At 47.6% G+C, this 22,243-nt stretch carries 17 protein-coding genes and 10 pseudogenes; 9 read left to right on the forward strand and 18 right to left on the reverse strand.

Features of this window, described 5'->3' with window-relative positions:
* Nucleotides 1-792 precede the first annotated feature (792 nt).
* On the forward strand, nt 793-1,131 hold the full coding sequence (locus tag EL22_RS17740) for a hypothetical protein (protein ID WP_231588019.1): 339 nt from the start codon (nt 793-795) through the stop codon (nt 1,129-1,131).
* Between the two features lie 1,243 nt (nt 1,132-2,374).
* On the opposite strand, the pseudogene EL22_RS19525 reads toward EL22_RS17740, so the two are convergent.
* From EL22_RS19525 to EL22_RS16860, 3 genes and pseudogenes are all read right to left on the reverse strand, one after another.
* A pseudogene (locus EL22_RS19525) lies at nt 2,375-2,473 on the reverse strand (DNA polymerase domain-containing protein); the annotation flags it as partial.
* An 871-nt stretch (nt 2,474-3,344) separates the two neighbouring features.
* Nucleotides 3,345-3,914, reverse strand: a complete 570-nt coding sequence (locus EL22_RS18875) for a PIN domain-containing protein (protein WP_231588020.1) — start codon at nt 3,912-3,914, stop codon at nt 3,345-3,347.
* A 725-nt stretch (nt 3,915-4,639) separates the two neighbouring features.
* Nucleotides 4,640-4,924 (reverse strand): annotated as a pseudogene (locus tag EL22_RS16860) (ArsR/SmtB family transcription factor); the annotation flags it as partial.
* 33 nt (nt 4,925-4,957) lie between these two features.
* On the opposite strand from EL22_RS16860, the gene EL22_RS16865 reads away from it, so the two are divergent.
* Together EL22_RS16865 and EL22_RS17750 are read left to right on the forward strand one after the other, a co-directional pair.
* Nucleotides 4,958-5,290, forward strand: a complete 333-nt coding sequence (locus EL22_RS16865; protein ID WP_082146877.1) for a VOC family protein — start codon at nt 4,958-4,960, stop codon at nt 5,288-5,290.
* A 175-nt stretch (nt 5,291-5,465) separates the two neighbouring features.
* Nucleotides 5,466-5,864: an ABC transporter ATP-binding protein gene (locus tag EL22_RS17750; protein WP_156184245.1), complete on the forward strand. Its 399-nt coding sequence runs from the start codon at nt 5,466-5,468 to the stop codon at nt 5,862-5,864.
* 254 nt (nt 5,865-6,118) lie between these two features.
* Here the strand turns inward: EL22_RS17750 and EL22_RS15530 are convergent, their stop codons facing one another.
* Entirely contained in the window at nt 6,119-6,550 is a 432-nt protein-coding gene (locus EL22_RS15530; protein WP_050052321.1) for a hypothetical protein, read from the reverse strand.
* Between the two features lie 373 nt (nt 6,551-6,923).
* On the opposite strand from EL22_RS15530, the gene EL22_RS15535 reads away from it, so the two are divergent.
* Nucleotides 6,924-7,202 (forward strand): UPF0058 family protein, encoded by a 279-nt coding sequence (locus EL22_RS15535; RefSeq protein WP_049952319.1) that lies wholly within the window; start codon nt 6,924-6,926, stop codon nt 7,200-7,202.
* Between the two features lie 478 nt (nt 7,203-7,680).
* Here the strand turns inward: EL22_RS15535 and EL22_RS15540 are convergent.
* From EL22_RS15540 to EL22_RS15555, 3 genes and pseudogenes are all read right to left on the reverse strand, one after another.
* Nucleotides 7,681-8,043, reverse strand: a pseudogene (locus EL22_RS15540) (dihydroxy-acid dehydratase); the annotation flags it as partial.
* 522 nt (nt 8,044-8,565) lie between these two features.
* Nucleotides 8,566-8,895: a hypothetical protein gene (locus EL22_RS15550; protein ID WP_050052324.1), complete on the reverse strand. Its 330-nt coding sequence runs from the start codon at nt 8,893-8,895 to the stop codon at nt 8,566-8,568.
* 203 nt (nt 8,896-9,098) lie between these two features.
* A pseudogene (locus EL22_RS15555) lies at nt 9,099-9,287 on the reverse strand (NADH-quinone oxidoreductase subunit A); the annotation flags it as partial.
* Nucleotides 9,288-9,788: 501 nt separating this feature from the next.
* Here EL22_RS15555 and EL22_RS19040 point away from each other — a divergent pair.
* Nucleotides 9,789-9,917, forward strand: a complete 129-nt coding sequence (locus EL22_RS19040) for a hypothetical protein (RefSeq protein WP_255349685.1) — start codon at nt 9,789-9,791, stop codon at nt 9,915-9,917.
* Nucleotides 9,918-10,128: 211 nt separating this feature from the next.
* Here EL22_RS19040 and rdfA read toward each other — a convergent pair whose 3' ends face one another.
* The gene (gene rdfA / locus EL22_RS19530) at nt 10,129-10,314 is read right to left on the reverse strand and encodes a rod-determining factor RdfA (RefSeq protein ID WP_050052325.1); all 186 of its coding nucleotides are present in this window, start codon (nt 10,312-10,314) and stop codon (nt 10,129-10,131) included.
* 1,364 nt (nt 10,315-11,678) lie between these two features.
* On the opposite strand from rdfA, the pseudogene EL22_RS16875 reads away from it, so the two are divergent.
* Nucleotides 11,679-11,795, forward strand: a pseudogene (locus tag EL22_RS16875) (DNA starvation/stationary phase protection protein); the annotation flags it as partial.
* 49 nt (nt 11,796-11,844) lie between these two features.
* Entirely contained in the window at nt 11,845-12,087 is a 243-nt protein-coding gene (locus EL22_RS15575; protein WP_050052328.1) for a hypothetical protein, read from the forward strand.
* A 653-nt stretch (nt 12,088-12,740) separates the two neighbouring features.
* Here EL22_RS15575 and EL22_RS15585 read toward each other — a convergent pair.
* The 3 genes and pseudogenes from EL22_RS15585 to EL22_RS19540 all read right to left on the reverse strand — a co-directional run bounded on the left by EL22_RS15585 (nt 12,741) and on the right by EL22_RS19540 (nt 14,582).
* On the reverse strand, nt 12,741-13,076 hold the full coding sequence (locus EL22_RS15585) for a hypothetical protein (protein WP_394298915.1): 336 nt from the start codon (nt 13,074-13,076) through the stop codon (nt 12,741-12,743).
* Nucleotides 13,056-13,208 (reverse strand): annotated as a pseudogene (locus EL22_RS19535) (cell division control protein Cdc6); the annotation flags it as partial. The pseudogene EL22_RS19535 and the gene EL22_RS15585, both read right to left, overlap by 21 nt.
* A 1,116-nt stretch (nt 13,209-14,324) precedes the next feature.
* Entirely contained in the window at nt 14,325-14,582 is a 258-nt protein-coding gene (locus EL22_RS19540) for a HalX domain-containing protein (protein ID WP_082146886.1), read from the reverse strand.
* 962 nt (nt 14,583-15,544) lie between these two features.
* Between EL22_RS19540 and EL22_RS18885 the strand changes: the two are divergent.
* Nucleotides 15,545-15,634, forward strand: a pseudogene (locus EL22_RS18885) (riboflavin kinase); the annotation flags it as partial.
* Nucleotides 15,635-15,693: 59 nt separating this feature from the next.
* Here EL22_RS18885 and EL22_RS19545 read toward each other — a convergent pair.
* The 3 genes and pseudogenes from EL22_RS19545 to EL22_RS18285 form a co-directional block, all read right to left on the reverse strand.
* Nucleotides 15,694-15,897 (reverse strand): annotated as a pseudogene (locus EL22_RS19545) (arylsulfatase); the annotation flags it as partial.
* Between the two features lie 799 nt (nt 15,898-16,696).
* A complete protein-coding gene (locus EL22_RS15600) occupies nt 16,697-17,089 on the reverse strand; it encodes a hypothetical protein (RefSeq protein WP_156184246.1) in 393 nt (130 codons plus the stop codon).
* Between the two features lie 393 nt (nt 17,090-17,482).
* Entirely contained in the window at nt 17,483-17,623 is a 141-nt protein-coding gene (locus EL22_RS18285; RefSeq protein WP_197075971.1) for a hypothetical protein, read from the reverse strand.
* 407 nt (nt 17,624-18,030) lie between these two features.
* Here EL22_RS18285 and EL22_RS16890 point away from each other — a divergent pair.
* Nucleotides 18,031-18,222 (forward strand): annotated as a pseudogene (locus EL22_RS16890) (aconitate hydratase); the annotation flags it as partial.
* 1,463 nt (nt 18,223-19,685) lie between these two features.
* Here the strand turns inward: EL22_RS16890 and EL22_RS19045 are convergent.
* The 4 genes and pseudogenes from EL22_RS19045 to EL22_RS19065 form a co-directional block, all read right to left on the reverse strand.
* On the reverse strand, nt 19,686-19,820 hold the full coding sequence (locus tag EL22_RS19045; RefSeq protein WP_255349682.1) for a hypothetical protein: 135 nt from the start codon (nt 19,818-19,820) through the stop codon (nt 19,686-19,688).
* Nucleotides 19,821-19,993: 173 nt separating this feature from the next.
* Nucleotides 19,994-20,284, reverse strand: a pseudogene (locus EL22_RS19550) (tyrosine-type recombinase/integrase); the annotation flags it as partial.
* 455 nt (nt 20,285-20,739) lie between these two features.
* A complete protein-coding gene (locus EL22_RS19050; protein ID WP_255349683.1) occupies nt 20,740-20,868 on the reverse strand; it encodes a hypothetical protein in 129 nt (42 codons plus the stop codon).
* A gap of 560 nt (nt 20,869-21,428) precedes the next feature.
* Nucleotides 21,429-22,130: an ATP-binding cassette domain-containing protein gene (locus EL22_RS19065; protein WP_304413709.1), complete on the reverse strand. Its 702-nt coding sequence runs from the start codon at nt 22,128-22,130 to the stop codon at nt 21,429-21,431.
* Nucleotides 22,131-22,243: the final 113 nt, after the last annotated feature.

Genomic DNA, 22,243 nt, shown 5'->3' on the forward strand with positions numbered 1-22,243 from the left:
GAATTGTTGGATTGATATTCGGCCCGCCCATGGCAATCTGGCCATATAAATTAGCGCGCTGGAACGAAATTCTCGACGCGATCGGGCGAAAGCCCAGCGGGAGAGTGGAGCCGGCCGATTGGCAAGTAACCCTGTATCGCCTCATGGGACTCGGGTTATCAGTCCTTGGATCACTCTTTATTTTTGGTTGCGTTATTCTCTAAAAACCCTGTGCTCTCAGAACTGGCTCCTATGTTATTTTGTTGTTTGAACTTACCGTTCCTACGAATAGAATAGGCGCGAAAGTAGTCCGTGTTCTCGCACTTGACCCCGCTAACCTCTCGACGCTGTACAACGACATCTCAGCGGACCACGAAGTGACGTATCCCCGGTGAATTGTGCGGAGACTCGGCGCAGAAACCACGCGTTGTTCATTGTTTCTATGATCAGCGGTGAAAGATGATTCCTAGGACAGATCTTTTTGTTCAATACACCTGATAAATAGTCTACTAAATAACCGATTCCGCACTTTGAGTGGGCCAATTCATTTGATTAAGTAAGAACCTTTTATAAAGTACGGGATCTAATCCACTATGTGTGGACTACTATAGCTAAGAAAACCTTGAGCTTCAATTCAAAAAATTGCAATAATATGAATTATGATTTCGCGATGGTTTTGGAAGACGCTCTTACGTAGATGATTGATGATACTGTTAAGCGGTGGTTCCAAGAGGAAAAGGTCACCGCTGACGCGCTGGGGACATGACGCGTTATCTTCTAAAAGGTGGTTATGTAGGCGGATATTCCTCTGTAATGGTTAGAAAAGAATTGATCGAGTCTGTTGGAAAACCCGATCCCGAATTACCCATCCTACAAGATAGAGACTGGTGGCTAAAACTCTCGGAGGTATGCCGATTTAAGGCTATTAGCGAACCATTAGTTATTCGACAATTCGGCGACTACAAGCAGATCGGAGACCGATACGAAGAATTGCGCGATATTGCCTACCCCAGGATCTACGACAAACACAAGGATTTAGCAAGGAATGAAGGTGTGAGATTCCAGATGTACTTCAAAAGCACATTTTTAGAAAGCATTGGAAAATCAGCACTCTTGTGTCTGCCGCAGTGGACAGTTGAAAATGACCGATGAAATCCTCTACGTTTGCAGGGTTATTGACGGAAAACGTATTATCAGATTCAGATTCAACCCATTCTCCGTTACAGTAATTCCTGTACGTCTGTGACATACAGACAATATTCCGTTATGAACTATCTTAGATGTTTGGAAAGAGTTTGAACGGCGTTGGTGAATCGAGGCTGAAGGAGAAAAAAGCCCTTCTCCCAAGAATTTTCTCCTCGGCGTGGAATGAAAGCAGCGACGTAGTTCCTCCGGGAGCTCAAAGGGAAACATCGCGTCGCAGACACGGAATTCCCCGTCGGTGGGGTGAACTCATTTACGGACCTGACGACCCTTTCTGCACACCTCGGCCTCGAGCGGAATCGTTCGACTTCTCGAGGACCCAGTTCGTAATCGCCGACCCCGGCTGACACCGGAGCGTGGGCAGATCCTTGGACATCTGCGGGCAAGTCATGCCATTTGTTAACAAACTCTGTGGCCCAAAGATTAATATAAACATTTGGAAGACGAGTCGATATTCCTGTTTTATATCTATAATTAGAGAGAAGAACCCTGCCGCAGTCTGCCGGTTTTGTCTTTCTACACGAACGCGTGAAAGTCATACCAACACAAGTTTTATATGGCTAATTGCTCTGACTTCAATTCACGGAGCCCCCTATCAACTATGAAGCTGGCGATGATCGGATTCGGACAGGCCGGTGGCAAGATCGTCGATCGATTCCTCGAAGATGGCAACAATAGAGATATGAGCGGATAAATCATTGTTCGCACCGGCTCGAGACAGTTGGTAGAGGAGTCGGGAAAAGGCTGGCTTGACTGATATTCTTGCAAACAGCTTTTGTGATGAGAGATTTGCCGGTCCCTGAGCTGGTGGATTCGTTTTCAGGGCTGTTGTTCGAGTTGTCTGATTCGTCGCTGGTCTCGTTACTTAAGCAACCAGAGATCGCAATGACTGCCCCGGAAGTCAGCAATGATCTTCGTCTCATATCTATGTATTTTCACACATTTTGATAATATTTGGCTACGTCGAGTCCCTACCTCAAGTACGCTCTTGTGAAACACATTGTTGATGAAGGGCTGCCTTACGATTCTATCGTGAGCCAGGTGAGACTCTAATCAGATCATTGGACGGCCAAACGATTAATTTCTGTTCCGGTCCCTCTATGAAGATCGATATCAACAATCTTAGGTTGGGAACTCTACTCTGTGAGTCGACGGTCTCCGTCGCTATCCGCGATCTCGTTCATCAGGTCCTCGTCTCGGGGCTGACGTTTCGCCGGCAGATGATCCGCGGGTACAGCGACGCGAAGTCGATCTCGTGAACGTCCTCGTGAAAGCCGACCTCCGGCGAGAGAAGTTATGTAGCTTAATTCCTACGTATCAAACTCCCGATAAGCGACGCTGTGCAGACCGCAAATCCAATCCACCCGAAAGCTTCACTCCAGTCGCGGAACATAACATCGTGTTGATGCGAGAATAGAGCGAATACTATCATCGCGATTCCGTACAACATCAGGGAATCTATTTTATTCATTGTGGATTCTATTACTTTAGAGGATGAAAAATTCTGCCATTTACACTATCTGATCGCGAGCTACTGCTGGTTCATCGGTTTCCAATCGGTGTTCTGCGCTGAACCAGAACGGGTTACTGCAGGAGAATAGGACGAACTCACTGCGGCAAGAAGTAGATGAACCCACCGTATCCGGCGACGAGCACGAGTCCGGATCTCTCGAAGGTTCAAGGCTCAACTGAAGCGAATTATGTCGCGAGTTTCCTCGCCGAGAACTACGATACGCATATTTACTCACGATTTGATCCAGAGATGGCTGATGTCACCTATCACGAGATTCCAAATACTTCTGTCATTCCTGCTCTTCTGCTATACAATATCGTTCTTCTTCCGTACTTTCTCTATCAAAATTACCAGCATAATTTTATGCTCTTCTACACATACAAATCATTCCATTTGGCACCATTCATTGTCACAAAATTGAGTGACTGTAATTGGATTGTTGATTTTCGAACAAAGCCAACTGGCCAGGATAAAGAGTGGGCTAGTTTATCTAACGCAAATGGCGCTGTCTCATGCTGTGCCGGCTGTCGAGACTTCGAAACTCATACGGTTGGGTTTTCAATCACTCCCTCTTGCTCCCGAAGTTCTCTGACTAATTCTTTGTATAAGCGGCCTGATTCTCGGGCACCTTCCGCGTATTCTTCAGGAATCAAATTATAGGGTCGACGACACGGGCCCGCGTCGATGTAGTCCGCCGCGGTGATGCGGATTTTATCGAGTTGGATGGTATAATTTGAGAACTCATCAGATTCGCCGGCGCGTCGAACCGCATTACCCTCTGGGTGGAAGGGAATAGTTGTCTCCCAGATTTTATCCGTGAGTTGTCGGGCAGTTTCTTCGTCGCCTTTCTGGAGTGCGTCTGGAAGTCGTCCGTGTTCTGTGTGACAACCGTTGCGCCCGTCTCTTTCGCAACGGCGGCAATCAATACGTCTCCGGCGAGGGAATTTATTTTGTCCTTGTTTATATGTTCGTTCTGGTGAAGTTCAGCTTCTAATTCCCCAGCGACAAAGGCGTGTTCCGGCCGAAACGGGATGATCGTCATCCATTCGAATTTTGCGTGGATTTCAAATGGGTCAAGTTTCCCTTGAATCTCCCGTCCGACAGCAATTTCTTTGATATTCAGGGCCGTCGTTACAAATTCACCTTCGTCGTGTGTTTCGAGATAGTTTTCAACCGCTTCCCGTCCCTTGCTTGTCTTCCATTGCTCACCACCGACCAAGCTAAAGTCAGCCGTAGGGAAGTATATTTTTCAAGAAGGATACAAGATCGGTGAGAGTTCCGTTGAAGATTACTGCAAAATCTATACAAAATCGAGGCGGGACGAGCGCTTTACAGGAGCGGACGGAATCACTGACTCTCAGTTCCGTGAAAAGGTGGTAATGCCAACGGAAAGCGCCGAAGGTACTTGTTCCGTCGGTATAGTTCGGCCAACTACTCCGGTTTTCGATCCGGTGGTCGACGTTCAATTATCTGGTAAGAATTGTTTCGGCAGCTATACTCGTGAGCCGTATTTCCGGCCTCGGATTTAAATTACACATCAGAGATGAGTGATTCGCCAACTAGTGATAACCCGGGTACTATTTTTTCGCCTGGACTTGAAATAGTTCTAACTATATTTTATACACACATAATATATAAAATATAATATGGCATTAAATAAATAGACCAAACAGTAAAGCAAATAATAGAATGTGTAATATTCTGGATATATTACAGGGTTTTGATCTTGATCACCCTACCCGGGGTCCATATATTAAATCTCGAGACCTATACGAAGAGGTTAAGGGTAATATCGATAATAGTTTCTCGCTCGAACTATTCGGAATGTTTTGCGAAAGTCGCACATACCTGGAAAAATGGTCCCGAGGTTACAGTGGATCGTATCGTTATCATATCATTAAAGAAAAATTACAAATGGTTAATAATATCACGGGATCTAATTGTCCCCTGCTTAGAGTACCAGGTCCCGATTATTTCGACTAGGTTTGCATCCTCGAGTCGTTCAAGATGATAACTGACATTCTGGACCGAGGAGTCAAGTTTGGTAGCGATTTCAGACGCTGTTGTTGGTTCATCGTAAATAGCACTGAGAATATGTCGTGCTGTCGCTGAAGAAACTGCTGACAAGATCTGATCTGCGGCATCATCTTCGAAATCGACAAGTTTGGGTTCTAGGTCACGATCGGCTGCAGATTCAGTCGATGGCTTAAGTGGCAAAAGTGATGACATAGCGTTGATTTTTCTCTACAGTATTAAACAGATATGGAACACTCAAAGAACGATTTAAGTCCATATTGGACTGACCGGTACTCCGGGGAATTAGCCTTTATTGACACTGGAACCTTCCAAATTGAACTGATAGAGTATGATACTCCTCCAAATGATCGAATTTATGATTCGGTCGACATGCACGACATTGGTATCACTCACCTTTGTTTCGAGGTAGAGAATGTTGACAGTTGGCACAAAAAACTTAAAGATGACGTCGAATTCGAGACAAATCCACTCATCCTTGAAGGAGGCGTCAAAATCGCATACTTCTATGACCCTGACGGAAATCAACTTGAGCTCCTTGAGACAGATGTCAATCAATGATACCTGGGTGATGAGTGCGCGATTCAAGATTATGTGGGAAGTACAATATTTGATCAACCAGCAGGTTTGTTGACGCCTGTCAGAATACGTTCGTTGTAGAAGCTACGATCAGCCAAGAGCAGTTTATCTCGAAGGAACAGGCTTCGACGCGGTCGAGGACGCGCAACTCTTCGGGATGACCGACGAACTTTGGTCGGATTTCACTGATGCAGCGAAAGAGTTCGAAATAAACAGAATAAAGGTTGAGAGAAATGATGCTGCGATTACAAATTATTATCAACTTTTGACTGCGGTCTCCGTTTTCGTGTTGATATACCTCGCGCTAACGCTCTCTGAAATGAATCTCGGTGAACTCGGCGTGTTCCTCTTTGCAATGTTCCAACTCGGTCCAAAAGTAAGCAACCTGAATAGATACCTCTATCGCGTCGAAAGCGGACTTCCGCATCTCATTCGAACACAGCAGTTTATCGACGAACTCGAGCGAAATCACGAACCGGCAAGCGGTTCGCGGTCTACCAATCATCGTCCCCATCACAGAGGACTTGAGTATTTCACGTCGTTTGTACATTCTTGAACTCCAGTTGGTAATAACCATGCATAATATTAAATCTTTGTATAAAATAAAAAACATGAATCTCTGAAAAGCGATTAGAGACTCATTGGGCTTTTCGCTTATACACCGCTACGTGGCGTGATTATCAGTGATCACTCAGAGTACTTCTTCAACATCTTCAGAGTGTAGAACTACGCGTCCTCATACCATGAGTTGGTTTATTTCAGCGTCATTGATAGAGATTATGGGTTTTGAATAGGTACTAAACACCAGTTTCAACAGAGGTCAGGAGAGACAAGACAAGAACTAAGCCATCCCTGAATAGCCTGCTGTGCGTTGATTCGGTCCTCGATTCCAGTACCAGTGAACTCTGTGTTCATACCTTCCTGCGTGACAACAACATTAGACTCATCACCATTCGCATCATACGCTTGTGTGAGTTCCCACCCATCACTTAACGTAACACGTTCTGTTCCATCCTCTCCTTGTACAATCATATCTGCATTTATGTCGTACGTCTCACCAACTTCAAACCCGTAGACATCCTCCATACGGTCTGTATCGTCCGAAAACTGCACATATGTGCCAGACGTTTCAGACGAGTTCTCAGTTTCTACAACCGTTTGGAAGGTGACGAAATCATCGCCCTGAAGGTCCTCTTCGTCAACTTCAGCAGTAATAATGTTATCCTCATGGCTGACAGACACATCTCGACCCTTTGTTGCTAGCTTCGACCGGTCTTTCGGATCAAATAGAACTTGCTCCCTCTGAGATTTAAGAAAAGTTTGTCTGTCTGAAAACTCGGTTAAAATCGATTATCTATTCCTCTCTCTGGCCGATCTGCGCTATGTATTCGGAACGATTTCCCGATATCATCTTACACTGGCAGGAACCGCAGCGGTCAATTCGTAACTGTAGGGAACGACTGTTCGATCCAAATGAGTGAGAAGAACCCTTGCGAATTGTTCTATAACACTCCCTCCTAAGATATCGCCTCGAGATTTCTCACACCCGATGAGAAAGAATATACACCGGGTGTTGCACAAAACTCTTAAATCGAAACCGTTCGTACGGTGTCCCATGCACAAAGACGAACTCCTCGAGCTCCACGAAGAGCTTGTCGTCATCATGGAGTATTTCTCGCAGCGCGAGAACGTAGACGAGGAGCTATTCGATCCGTATCGCCAGCTGGACGTCGACCCGTCCCACGTACACAAATCGAAGAGCGAACACAAACACGCCGTGTTCGTCCTCGGGAACGCGCTGGCGAGTGCGATGAGCGAAGACGAGTTCTCGAGCGCCGGCCGAATCGGAAAGCGAATGGCCGAACTCGCCGACGACGCGGAATCGAAAATATAGGCGAAACGTATTTGTTCCGGTTACGGCATGTTGGACTATGGACTCGCGCACGCAAGAGCGCGTCGAACGATGGGATTCTCGTTCCTTTACTATGAGTCGAGAGACTGCATGAGTCGCATCTCCCGTTTCGAGATCTAGCTCTTCAGAATTCCGAAGCGCCTCGAGGGCATGCTCTCGTGAAATTGACTGTCTATCTTGGGATTCCGCTGTGTTGTGACTGTTTACAGCGAGGAGTTCATAGGCGTCGATAATCCACCCGGAAAGTGGTGGGCGTGGATCAGTGAGATCGGTCATCACAACGTCGTACCACATCTTCACGCGCAACTCGCTTAAGAATATTCCCCGATAGTATGTAGAATTGACTCTCAAGAGAGTCAACAAGTCTCGAAAAGCTGGGTGGTACACTGGAAAACTCCATCAGGAGTCAGAACAACAGCGGCATCTGATCACTCGCTACGAAAGGTGTTTTTGTGCGCCTGTCCATACGCTCAGCAAATGAGACCAGTTCGACAGAGTCAGCAATGACTTCGCGGGAGATGAGTGAAGCCTTCATCCCCTCAGTTCCCATAGAGATTGCATCACTGACTGTGATCGTACCGAATTCAATAGGCATACCGCCAGATTCGTCGATACCATCGTAGGCAGTCTGAGCGACATCGTCCAAATGAACATTACAAGGGGTGATGTCTGCAGCTGGGTTGGCGATACCAACTAATGGAGAAGACAGATCTTTATCATCATACCCCATTGCACGAAACATTGCGCGGTGTGGGGCGCGCTCTACCCCCTCTGTAACTTCGGTACTCCGTAACTTCGTTCGCTTTTTCGACTCACCCTGCATAGCCAAGGCACTTCTTTCGAATGACAAAGCAACTTCGAAACGCAGTCCTACTCACTGCTATATCTTAGATTGCTATCAAAATGTACGTATAGTGAGCATGTATTTCACGGTAAAACACATCTGAGGAATAGGGCTCAATAGCGCTGGATTTTCATCCCTTCGAAGACTTGCTAGCGGGGCTGTAGTTTAAATCCGAAGGCAAAGCATGAGTTTCCCAGACGACACTATGACTGACCATTACACAAATTATGAAGCGCTTCGGCCGCTCGGTGAGGCAACGCACGTCCCCGAAAATACCTGATGGGAAAGTTCGTTGGAAAAGCGGCTAATCCTCTGCAGACGCGTCGAGTTCGTCCTCGAGAGTGGGCCCGAAGGGTGAATAACGTAGAAGATCAGTAACGAAATCAAGATCGTCAATAGTTGTGAGCTGAGCTAGGTGTTCCGGGTCGAGTTCGATTTCAAATCCCTCGCTCGGCTCTGTAATTCGAAGGGTATCTGGCTTGGTTTCAGAGCGAGTCACAACTATCTGTGAGTATTCATTAACGATGCGAATTTTACTGATCTCCTCTTCAAATTGCAGTTGTTCCTGAGAGGTAGCACTCGTGGGTGTATTGGGGTGAGGTTGTCCCAGTCCAGTTTCATCTCGGCTGGCTGCTGAACCCAGATGGCGTCGAATCCCGAGTCGGCGATGTCAGGGATTCGGGATTCGATTTCGGTCCACTCGCGGTGAAACATCTGCAAGGCGACGGTTTCTTCGTCGGTTTCGGGGTTATCGGGGAGCGCCCGTACGCCCGTCGTTCCGAGGGTTGCTCCCGAGAGCGCGAGCGTTCCGAGCGCCGCGCTCGCTTTCATGACGGTTCGCCGATCGATAGTTGGCTCCTGTGCAATCCTGCTATGCCTGTGGTTATTTCCCATAGCAACAGCGAACAATAACGTGGGAAGTAATAATACATAATGATTTTAACGACAGTTCGAAACGATATCATTCTAGAACCTAACATGATTCGAGCGAACCGAACCGGCGAGGTTTCTAATTATGGAGGTAAACGTGCGCGTGCGACCATGTAATACTGGATGTTAAACCGAATGCGTGTCCCACCGGTCGGGACCTCGCCACTCTCGTAGGTGGCGCGTTTGCTCGTTTCGGGAACGCTTGGCCGAATGAGATACGACACCGCCATCATCGCGAGCGGAATCAGTAATCCCACGAGCGCTAGCATCCCCACAGCGATCCATTCATTCATCTCCGTAACGTTCGCAGGTTCAAACCGCACGCATATAAGGGTTGATTCTTGCGCTTTCCGGTTGATTTGCACGGAGACGGCCGTACGGATGGGTTTCAGCGACGAACAATCGTCCACAAATAGCTCCTGACCGAGACCCAATGGTAATGAGTCGTTGGCCGCCCGACTCGGCTCGACCGGATCTTTACTGAGTAGTGGACCGAGGACGAATCCGAGGCACGAAGGAGCCCGCCGATTCGCAGCCCGAGGAACGCGGTGGAAAGCGATACTAGAACGAGATATCACATCTGGTAAAATTCTCAATGAGCAGATATTTGATCTTCACGAGGATCCAAAAGAATACGAAGAACTACTGCCATCGGAAACAGATGCCGACGACATTATAGCGAATCTACGGTCGTTCAGTGCGTCGCGGCTCAATTCAATCGATGGTGACGCCTCCGACGTAACGGAAGAACAGTCTGGAGAAATTAATGAGCGACTGGAAGCGTTGGGGTATAAATGACTGATTCAATTGAAGGAAAGACGCTCAATGTGTTAATATTAGCTGAGGACTTTTACCCGAAAGAATCTGGTGGCGCGTTCATCGACTGGAACGTCGCCAAACACCTTTCGGGAACCGTCGAGTGAGGCTGATCCCAGTCCAGAAACGAAGCAGCACGTTCCCAGCATTCCGGCCAGTTTTCTTCGAACTCCTCATATATAGATAGATCAGTTATGTTCGCTTGATCGACAAATTCTGGTGGTGGAGATATTGAACTGTTTTGATATGGACGAGGACCCTTTCCCATTACGACCCTGTGGTTCACATATCACATTATAGGTTTCGGCACACCGGTGACTACGTAGATTGACACGAACACGATCGTTCATCCAGTAACTCAGCCAAATAAAACGTATTGCCACAGTTCTCGCACGTGACGCGAACAAATAGTTCTGCCTCGAGTTGGCCGGTCTCGAACTGTCCGGTCTTGACGGCTCGATCGAGAGTACTCTGGATAACGACGTGTATCTGGTCTTCGTTCATCGACACTCAATTCGGACAAATGATAGGTTCCGCGAGTCGAGGACACGGAGACGTGATGAAATGTGACGGCAAGTTCTCATGGATTCGGGTAGAGAACGTGCTGATAAATAATTTACCAACAGATGAAGGTATATGGTAGTGAATCTTCTACCTACACTCGATTTTAGTCGCGGGATAGGTCGGGAAACTACGTCATATGGGTGGATTTCGCTTATGCAACCGTCGTTCATTGAGAGTATTCATACACTCACCCAACCGCCATGATTTATCTAAACGTACGAACATTTCCCGGAGTAGAAACGAATACACTCACCGACTGTCGGACCGACGACACCATCGGATATCACCGTAGAGATCAATACGAACACGAAGTCAAGCGCAAGAGTCAGATTCACACCAAATTCAAATAAGAATATAATTCCGACACCTGTGATCATAGCCCCAATCACCATCTCAGAGATTCCACTACTCGGAAGTGAACGATAGATGGTGTATCCAACAATAGCTTGGAGGACAAACAACGCAACACCTAACAGGGAGATAGCGGGCATTATTCACGCGTTTGATTTATACATACATATGAATGTTGGATGGTTTTCAGGATCGTTTGGGGAACAGTAACCGATCAATCCGCAACTGTAGCCTGTCTCACGCTCAAATATCACTGAAGAATAGGATTCTAACAGAGCCACTGTTACGGTTCGTCCTCGAGCGCCCCACTAGTTCGTCAGTATCGAACAAACTCCCCAATCCTGGTCTTCTGATCCGCACAAATCGAATAGTCCATAAAACATATAGATTGAATAAAACGGAATATTCTCACATAGTATTCGGAATTGGAACATTTCTGTACCATATACCTCAGAATACTATATTGTTTGTTATCTTTATAGCATGAATATTATATCCCACTCGGTGAGCTCACGTCGTCGGAGCGAAAGGGGCTCAGCAGAAAACTATCGATCGATCATAGAGCTCATTACATACATATTGTTGTAATGTCTACCGAAACAGTTCCGATTCGAGCGAACTGATTTCCTCTATTAGCAGCTGTGCGATCTCCTCAGTCGTCGACTCGACGAGGTCCCACAACCGGGCCACTCCCAACGCGGGCACGCGACGRCCACGGTCGAAGTCAGACGACGAGACCGGCTCGATCGAATAGTATATCATAACACAGGTAGTTTTCAGCGGAAGTCACACGAGGTACTCTCAGAGTTTTCGACTCACAAATGCGCTGAAAAGCAAATAGATGAACAGGAAGCGGCCACTCTCGATCTTCGAGCCATCGGATTTAGGCCGTGCGAAAAATTATTCGAAATTTGAAAAGTTATATATTGATGGCGGACCAAGGAGGAATCGTAATGAGTACGCAGAAAACGATTCGCCAGCAAAAAGGAACCGTCGAAGAGAACGCGCTCAGACTCGAGCCCGAAAAAGCCGAACAGATCATCGACGCGCTCAACACGGACCTCGCGGACATTCCTTTGCGAGTAGACGGGCTAGTTCATCCGGGGATTTAGTGAAGTAGTGGCCTTGATTGAGAGAGAGCCGCTTATCGTAGAAGATCTTGTCCTCGTTTTCTCGGATTTCTCGAAGTTGCTCTTCGTGATCCAGGTTCTCGAGGAGGTCATCGTAGACGTGAATATGGGGCTCAATTCCTTCGTAGTTGGAGAGCCACCGCAGATAGCCACCTTCCTCCTGCTGTTTTTCAGTCCAGCGATCAGTTGGAGGACCTTCGAAATTCTCAACCAGATTAGACTCGATTACTGAAATACCGACAATCTGGTGCTGCTCCTGCAAGAGATGGAGGACGAGATCACCTATTTCTGCCATCCATCGTCAAGAATATTGACGAGAAAGTGACTGGATCAAAATGTTCCTTCCGAAGCCTCTCCTGAGTGAAGTAGACTCTAACGCTGATTCTATTTCCTATTAGTGGAAGTCGGGTCGATAATTCCACTCAATTGGATTTTGCCCTATTTCTCGACCATCTATGATCTCTAATTACTCCTCATGCTCATTTCTATTACAAGCATACAAATGTAATATTTTTGTAACCGATTTACAACCATACGTTTGTAGTTGATAATAGGGCGAACACTACTGGTTCACTCATGGGAAACCCATCCTGATGATTCTACACTTAGGAACAAGTACCAACATCAGTCTCGTAGTAATCGACCAATCTCACAGAGTCTGAAAATTCGTATTCATAATCCTCTACCTCATTTGTCTCATTGCCCTCTTGCGCCGAGACCTCAACGGAGAACAACCCGAAGAGAAGTCCAGCGACAAGCAGAATCGTTACCATTGTAATTAGTATCTTCAATATCCTAAACATACAATAATAAATATACATTCAAAGAACAAAGATTCAACGACGAACGGGTTAAAATACTATGAGATGAGTTCGATGAAAGCAGCTACGATGGCCGCCTTAACAAATAATACGACGAATGTGAAGAAGAGGATAAGCCACCGCCCGTGTGTCGACTTTCGGTAATCTCGGGAAGTGTCCACTTTTTCATCAGACTGAGAATCCGCTGGTGGGTTAACGACTCGCCGGTCATAACCTCGGCTACGATACAGTAGGTATCGTAGAGTTCGCCCGTCGAAAACGAATCTTTGAGTTTCGTCTTCGTTAGATACGCGAGCGCATACAGTGCATAACGCGAATGTGGCGTCCCGTTTTTAATGATCTGAACGGATCGATTCAGGTCGCTGTACTCGTCAGCTTCGCGAACGTGTTCTTCGTTCACCTGATTACTATTACCTTTTTCGGCCAGCTTTCCAGCCGATCGAAGAATATCCAGCGCCCGACGCGCATCGCCGTGATCTCGAGCGGCGAGCGCAGATGCTAATTCGATCACTCCTTCCTCGAGAACGCCTTCTTTGAAGGAACCGCGTTCTCAGCGAAACTGTTCAGCGCGAGTCCAAGTTCGAGTGGAGCTTCGATCATGATTGTAGTTTACTCGTGGTTTTGCAACCGGACAGGTAGTACTACTCCGCAGTGTCTTCTTAAAACTTCCCAAACCAAACCGCCGATTCTGGCCTGCTAACCCCTGACACGCGGGCCCGAGACGCTCTCTCGCGAGTTTATAGCTATCGGCTAGTAGACGAAAACAAATGAAAACAAACCCAAACTGATCTCGAAACGACTGCCGAGTCAGTTGTCGTCGTCGAGTCGCTCTCGGCCGAACGGTTCGAACTTGCGACCGCCGCCTTCGTAGAATCGGTTGAAGAACTCGACGTACTCGAGTCAATCTACTCCTACAATCTCGACCAAACCGATTCAGTCACTTGGTTTTGGAACCTACCGAACGCTCTATCTTTCTTCTTGAACGTTTTTCGAACAGAGTTAAATAGAAACCAACATACGGCGTAGAGTTGTTCGGCGTTCGATGTTCGGGAGACCCCCTCTCCAATAGCGGGCGCACACGTGTGAGAGCGAGCGACAAAAAAGAAAAATAGGGAAAATTCCGACTATTTCACCTCATATTCTGGAGAGTCTTGAGCTTATTATCATCAATCAAGTCAGCATCCTCATCGAGCAGTTCGTCTTTGTGCTGCTTGATTTTCTCACGAACAGTAGACTCCCATCCAAACTCGGCCAACGGGAACTCAAATCGACAGCGCATAGGTTTCGATCGCCGGAATCGAGGAAATAGCGTCCAACTCGAAACCGTGTAGTGCAGTCGATTCGATTAAAATACTGAATGAAGACAACGGAAGATAAACGCCATAGAACGGCATATCTCGAAACGTTTGCCTGTATTTTTTCGTTCTGTAGTAATACATTTGGAGTTTAGAGTTTTATTCTCAAATACGTTTGTACTCTCGAGAACACGTGGTCAAATGCGAAAAACGAGTATTACATGGGGAGATTACACTGTCACAATCAATACTGAATGTTTTCTATTACAGGTGCTGTCGGGAACGGGTGGCTCTCTGTTGTTGCGTAACAACTTGATCTCACACCAGCGTTTTCTCGGGCCTCTCGACGAAACTTAGGAGAAATACGATCTATCCTCGAGGGCTGCGAAGGGAACCTCGTCGGAAATCGATTCGACCCTGGTATCGGCTCGAGCCTTTGCTTTCGCGTGTTTCTCGAGAAGTTTCGTATACTCTTCGGTCGATTCGAGTTCGGCCTGTGATTTGTTGGACTCGAGGGCGGCTTTCTTTGCGGAGAGTTGAAAGTACTGCTGGACAGCGTCTGCATAGGACGGAAGCGAAATCAGATTCTCGACGAGTGGTTCTACAAGAATCTATTGTCGTAATCAGAGAGAGTATAATTGGCGAAGGGGAAAGTGCGTTGTTTGATTGAGGGAAACAAATATTGGCATTTACTGTTATCATATTCTTTAGTATTGGGTTTTTCCACATCCACTAATCCGCGGGAATCGGTTATCAGCAGTTCTGACGAGTAGATTGAACTGGCGTTGTTCAAGACGTGGTTTTTCACGAACGGCCTTCGTCTCTCTCGTTTGTCCCCGATCATCAAACGATATGCACGCCGGCGTTAGTTTACATCGAAACCGATCAATTACAGACATACGATCGTAATTACAAGAGAGTTCTGCTAACTCAGGGAGCGTCCGTCCACTCGGAGATCAGCAATACGACCAATATCCATCCGGAGGTCAGTTGGTCTGGTACCCATGCTAATCAGTACGACTCATAACAGGAAATAGCTTAGCATCAGCTGGTCGTCATAGAAATCCTCCACTCTTCAACCGTGAGAGACGACAATCTCCAAACTTTGTGAAGTTACAAAAAGTGTTACCAGCTACGCCACTATCCAAGAGCGCTGGCTTTTATAATCTAGTCTCAATAAGTAAAGAGAAATGTACGATACGGTTTTGCTCTCGACTGACGGGACAGTTGCTTCTGAGGAAGCTGAATCCCATGCTATCGCGCTAGCACTCGAACGTCGCCCTGCTCTCGAAGACCAAAGACACCTGGGTGCCGAAGCTCAAGAAAGACAGCGAGTTCTGGGCGGACGACCCGCTGGCGGGCGACTGATCGCTTTTCTGTGATTTGCTGGGAGACGAGCGGATCGAACGTATCTGGATGACACTCTCATCGGTCCGAGGTGAACACCAGTGGCCTTTTGTCCGTGGTGTCCCGATATGAGCTACTGCGAATAAACGCTCGCAAACTCCATCTCAGTTCTGGGTTGCATTCCATATCCGATATGCTTTTATGCGCACCGATCGAAATCTCGGCCATGTCACCGGCAACCGAATCCGCGGTCGGGCACGACGAACTCGCGGTTCTCAAGCTTCTCGCGCTCGAGGGCGGACTCTTCGGCGACGTGACTCCGTGATCTGCTGTAATTATGACAAGACTTGCCTTCAAAAGGTTACGTTCTTTCAATCCGTTAAAGAATATCCTTAGCTGATCGTCAAGATATCGAATTTCTCCGTCATACAAGTTGATCAATAGCTGTCGCTCGGTTTCAGTAATCTTCTCAGGATGGTCAATTGTTTTCTGATAAAGTGTTTGTGCTTCATCATTCGATAGTTCTTGATCCGCGTAATTATACTTTGATGGCGGATTATATGGTCCGTGAGGATCCATATAGTGGTTCCATAAGAAAAAACGATCATCATCATTAACAAGTATTGTTGAATAATAGGTGCTTGATGGAGAGAGACTCCGGCCGACAGAAAGATATCCTGCTACTGCTCTTTGGCGTGCAGTTCACGCTTCTCATTTTACTGTATCCCGTCGCATGGCCCTTGCTACTGTTTCCGATCCTTCTCACAGGCCACGTGATGAAATCGGAATACAGTCGCCGACTCAGCGAGCACTCCGAGCAGAACGAAGTCGATCAGATCGATGGGTAACGGCTACTCGCTGTCTTCGAATTCTCGAGAACACGGCGTCCTCACAGCAGTCGCCGTGGCCAGCAGTTTTTCCGTCGGAACGAACGACAGGTCTGGAGAAAGCGATCCACAGACCCAAAAGTTGCTTTGTGAATCAGTCGACGAAGTCGATGTCGTGCGGTATCTGCACCCCGTTCCTCGAGCAACGATGCGGTTTCGTCGACGGCGGTAAACGTTTCGGAAATCTCTCGAATCGAGATATACCACAGTGCGATAACATCAATACAACAACAATCGGCAATAGGATGGTTTGATTCATTAGAAAATTGGAGTAACCGTGGTTGATGCGAACTGTTCAGGAAAACACTCGAGACAGCGTATTCGAACTGCATCTCGATCCGATCTCTGACACCAGAGTAATGTGTTTTATAGGCAATTTATTAGGGATGCCCTCACGCCATCACATCCATGAAGTCCGGAACTATCGTGTCCTTTTCGAAGGCAAGAAATCGCTTTCCGTAAGAGATCATATCAGCCCAATTTCCCACATCTTAATCCCAACAGCGTATAGAATACGTCAATAACCAAGCTATCGGCGAGATATGGAGATAATCGAATAGGTTCCTTCGGTGCCTGTACAGAAATAGAGTCGCTGAAAAGGCACCGCATCGTTCGAACTCGTTCTCGAGGAAGTACCGCCTGACGTGTACCTCCTCTGATCGCAGCGATTCGATGAAGACGAACTCCAGTATTGCCTGGATGAACAGATAGATCAGCCCGATTCCGAAGAGAATTGCTACGAAAACGAGCGCGACCGCGATCACCTGATCCACGGGGAACTCTTCGCCCGTTTCCTCTTCGTATAGTTCTTGAATACTCTCCTGGGACTCTCCCTGCGTGCCAGTCTGGGTTGGATCGTCGGCTACCATCCCGGGATCGGTCACCGGCACTCCAGGTCCGGAGAACCCGAGGCTGCTTACGAAGAAAACGATGAGCGCGAGTTTGAGGACCAGGCCGAGACTGATCGGCGTCAGTGAGTCGCTCCGAATCCGCGAGCCGCAAGTATGCGACCCGAGCGGATTTGAACGAGACCGAGGTCTGCGAGCAAAGCGAGCAGGCTCTCGGGCGTAGTTCACAATCCGGGAGAACTTCTCGCGGCGAACAGCTTCGTGAGCTGCGAGTGTGCGATCTGAACGGATTTGAATTAGATGAGTCACAGTCTGCGAACACAGGGAAGCGAAGCGGGAATTCCCGAATGTTTCTCAATCTGGGAATATCGTGTTTATAATTTCGAGTGGCAATGAAGAGTCGTGAAAGGCGAGCCAATACGTATATCGTCACAAAAAGACTTGACGCTCGTCGCCGATGTCCATGCCCGCCACCTCGAGTTCGTCCTCGTGGAGATTGAGATGGACGTTGTGATAGTTCCCGTTATCGTCTTTCGCGCCGCTTGGACTCAGCTTCTTTTTCCGGACCATCGCGGGGTTCTAACACGAACTTCACCGCAGGATCTACTTAAGTGTTTTCTACGCGATATCGATGTGCCACGTCACCTATGACGTACGTATCTGAATATATGGGCGGAATTTCACGCCGATGAACCAGTTGGTGACAGTTTGTGGGGGACCGGATGTACTTAAAGATACTGGCGCAGTCGGTCGATTTTGGGGGATATCTTTATGTCGGACCGTGTGCTGAATTGACACGGAGGGAAAAACCATGGTACGTGAAGATGGTAAGCGGAACTAAGATGGTGGACGTAAACGGGCGTGTACTTTTACCGCAACATTTGCGCCAACAGTGCCCATTTTACTGGAACTAGCATGGTCGACCCGGATAGAAACACGCTGGATTTATCAGGACGGAAAGCCGAGATTCGGACGCTATGGGACAGACTCTTACCGAAAAGATTCTCGAGGATCACCTCGTCGAGGGCGAACTCGAAACTGGCGAGGAGATCGGCATCGAGATCGATCAGGTTCTGACACAGGATACGACTGGGACGATGGTTTGGCTGCAGTTCGAAGCGATGGGGCTGGACGAGGTCCAGACCGAAATCGCTGCCCAGTACTGCGACTTCGCCTTTGACCTCCTCGGAGAGCTCGAGGTCGTCGAGTTTCGCCGCCAGATCTTCGTCTARCTCGAGACGGTCAACGAGCGCGTCGATCGGCGGCCGCGGGCGGAGGAAGTCGAAGAAACGGTCGACCAGAAAGTCGACGAAACCGTCGACGAAAAAGTAGACGAGACCGTCGACAAGAAAGTCGATCAAACGGTCGATGAGAAAGTTGTCGAGACTGTCGACGAGACGGTCGAAGAGAAAGTCGACGAAACGGTCGACGAAAAAGTCGTCGAAACGGTGGACGAGACGGTCGAAGAGAAAGTTGATGAAACGGTCGAGGAGAAGGTCGAAGAAACCGTTGATCAAACGGTCGACGAAAAGGTCGAAGAAACGGTGGACGAAACTGTTGCGGAGAAAGTAGACGAAACCGTCGAGGAGAAAGTCGAAGGGATCGGTTGTCGGATATATGCGTTAACTTCTGATCCGTTGTGGATTTCGAGCTGCTGTCGTGCGGGATCTACCCCTTGAACCGACCGTCGCATCAGTAGAGAAGCGTCCAACTGATATTTCGAGGAGAAGTGTAGGAATAGTATAATAATGGCGTAGTAATGTGTGGTTTGCCTAAACCACCGGTTACCGCATTGAAAACCATAGTGATTTTTATTTCTATGAAGATTCCCGGACACGTGCCGAAGTTTGGAGGTATTGCTGAATAAAATGTCCGTGTTTTCAACTACTACTATTGGTAGAAGTATCCGGCCGAGGAGATCACGTCGCTCGAGTCGTCATTTGGCACCTCACGCTTCAGAGGACGATTCGTTCGACGGTTGAACCGGAGCCTGCAGCGCCCACTCGTACTTTACTTCGTTGGAATCCAACAGACGGCGGAGCAGTGATTATACCAGATCGGAATTCGGCGCGCAGAGTTCATCAAGTATCCGTATGTTGGTTCGACCCGTCGTACGAATCTCTCAACCGGAGTTCGCGCACAGCCAAACCCGTCGGAAGCGAGAAAACAAGAGCCGATTGGAACGAGTTCTTTATCTCGTCACTTTGTTAACAACACATACATCCAAGTGATTATACTGTGCTAAACGCGCATAACGAAATTGAGTATCTGCAACCACTCTCGATGCCGACTAGCAACACCAGGTCCACCCTCAAAATCTTCATTTTGTGCGAGCACTTCCCGAAACTCATTATCCGAAAGGGGTTGATCAACCAGCGCCTCGAGAAGGCGCTCGAATCCTTTTACATTCTTTCGGAGTCCATCGAAAATGACTCGAGTATTACCTGTCTGTGAGAATTCTTCGGCTTGCTCGGTCAGTATATACTGTCCAGAGTTCGTCTCTAAGAGATCGATTGTTTCGAGAAAACCAAATCGACGCCCGCTGAATCAAAGTTTTGGGGACAGCTTCGAGGCTGTAAGCGCGAGTCGTGAAAACAAAAGCAACCCAATTGTAGCGGTGAGACAAGAGCTCCTATGCGTTGATTACGGGTTGGTTCTCTTCGTCAAGTTCTCCAGCTTCTTCTTTCTCTGCGAGGATGTTGGTGAGCGCCCAGTCAAATTTTCCGAGGGCTTTCGCTGCTTCGTTTTCCTTGTTGAGTTGGTACATTTTGCTGTTCCCGACAGTCCGGGTCTGCTCAACAAGCCCGTAGCGCGGAGCATCTGGGCTTCGCAAGGGGGCTTAAGTCGTAGGTAATTGTAGCCGAGCTGATCGTCCGGATCGCCCTGCTGGATCTTACACCACAGCGGAGCGTTCTTCTGGGGGTTCGGGTGGGCGTTCAGCCACTTATTGAGATATGGAACGGATTCCACGAGCGGGAGCCGACGGGCACCGGTTTTTCCGTCGATGATGATTTTCTTGCCGTGCTTACGATCCTCGATGTCTCCGATTGTTAGATCGATGAGCTCGCCAATGCGCGCCCCAGTTTCGTACAGTACTGCGATGAATGCCTTATCGCGCGGGTTTTTCGCGGCAGCGATCTGATCTTCAATGTCGTTTTTGGTGAGGAGGTCTTGTGGTAGTGTCCCGCTGGAGGCGTCGGACGAGATGGTGAGCCAGGCGATGCTGTCCAGTTAATGTACATGATCAATTATTACTATGCTATCAATGGGTATAAACCCTATTTCAGAAAAATTAGATAGTAAAATTAAAATGACTGGCTATATTCATAGACTCATTAGATTTTTCGATCACGTTGGACACGCCTACGAATATCAAAATCACCACGAATGATGCTAATCGCTGGCTCTAGTATCAGTTCGACACCGCTCTTCGGGACGGGGAATTGGGCTATGGCCTCGAAACCACCTCGTCCGACTTCTAAAAAAACTGTGTAGTCGATGCCTTCCTCGCCGAGAGCCCCGAGATCACTCTCTCGCTACTCGGATATCAATACTTGTACGAGACGTATCTGGTGTAAAGGACGTGGGGCCTTCTGTCTCGCGGTTCTCGAGTTCCTCTTCGAGATCTGCTTCAATCTCCTCGAGTTCTTCTTTCGCTTCTTTTCGCTTTCGCCGCAATTGTTGCTCTAAGCGGATTCTTCCCTCGAGTTCTGGCAAAATCCCTCGATTTCGTAGGTCCACATTTCGATATAGTTCTCGAGGTGGCGCTTCTCCCTTCTGAGGTATTCTAGTTCGTCGAATTCATCGTTAGTCATATTGATCGTCCTCTGATTCTATTTGTTGGATGGCATACTCAACGAGGTTCGGTGAAGTCACATTGTATCGGTGGTTAAGCGTTCGGCACCTGCTAGTCGTTCAGTTTCTCGAAAAATATGTAAACTGTCTGCGGATCTTTCTATGACACGCTCCATCAAAGGTAACACAGCACACACGAATTTATTACGAAAAAGATGAAATTCGTCGAGAGATGGGCCCGATTACGAACGTCGAAACGGAGTGGATTCTTTCGGGAAAAAGCGATTGGATCGGGCCGGAGTTTGCAGCAACGCTCTCACAGCATCCGCTCGATTCGATCGAAACAGAATTTCCCCACTTCGTTAGAACCTGTTCGGAGCTTGATTTTCGGGTCGTGTTCGCTCGAACGCGGTGCAGCCTCTACCTACAATCGGTTCCAGGTTGCTAAGCCGCTTTCCGATGTAATTTTGCGCCAGTCATTTAGAAAGATAGACTGTATTTTGAAAACGATATTTGTGCATTCGTTCTGATTACGATATGATATCACAGCTAAATTCATATATCAACCCAACAAAATTTGCTAATCCGATGCCGTCTCCATTCGAATTCCCTCTCCGGTTATGTTGACGGACAAACTGTTGGTTTTCGAATTTAGAAACGAGATCGACTCGGATTTCTCATCGGCTTTCACGGTGACGGTATAATCACGCTCCGATTCGAACACACCCCGATAACTCCGTTCGTCATTGTCACCATCAGCGAGCAATTTCAGCGAGCGGTTCAATTGATTGCCGATCCGTTTACGAGGGTTGAGGCTGGAATGGGGATTTTGAAAGACAATCTGTACATTCGAACGGAATTCTTGGAGATCGGAACCACTTAGATCGTCTACATTTTCCCCGCGAAACATTACTTTGCCATCAGTAATATCGAGCAATTTGAGAAGGCTCTCTCCAAGAGTGCTTTTTCCACAGCCGCTTTCACCGACCAGTCCAAGTGTTTCTCCCTTGTTCTGCTTTGACAGGGATGTGACATTCTCTTTAATTATATCCTCGTTTCCATCCTCTGCCCAAGATTGCTGATATACTCTTGAGAGCTCGAAGTTAGTTGTTAACTCATCCTCTGAGTCTAATCTATCTGTGAAGGTTCTCTTCAACTCCTCTATGAATCCAGATTGAACCTGAACATCCGTTACCACCTCTCCCAGTTCTGGCGAATCGTTTTCGGAAAGAGTCTCTAAATCGAGAACAAAACTTGGCATTAACCTTGGTATTTTACCCAACTACAATTATTGAAGAAGCTCAATCAAAGGAAGTACTACGTAAACAGTAGTAAGGCACTTGAGCGAAATTCCAAGAAGTAGTTAATGATTTGTCTATGGATGATGCACTGTTA

Origin of the sequence: Halostagnicola sp. A56, assembly GCF_000691505.1 — an archaeon.
GTDB lineage: Archaea > Halobacteriota > Halobacteria > Halobacteriales > Natrialbaceae > Halostagnicola.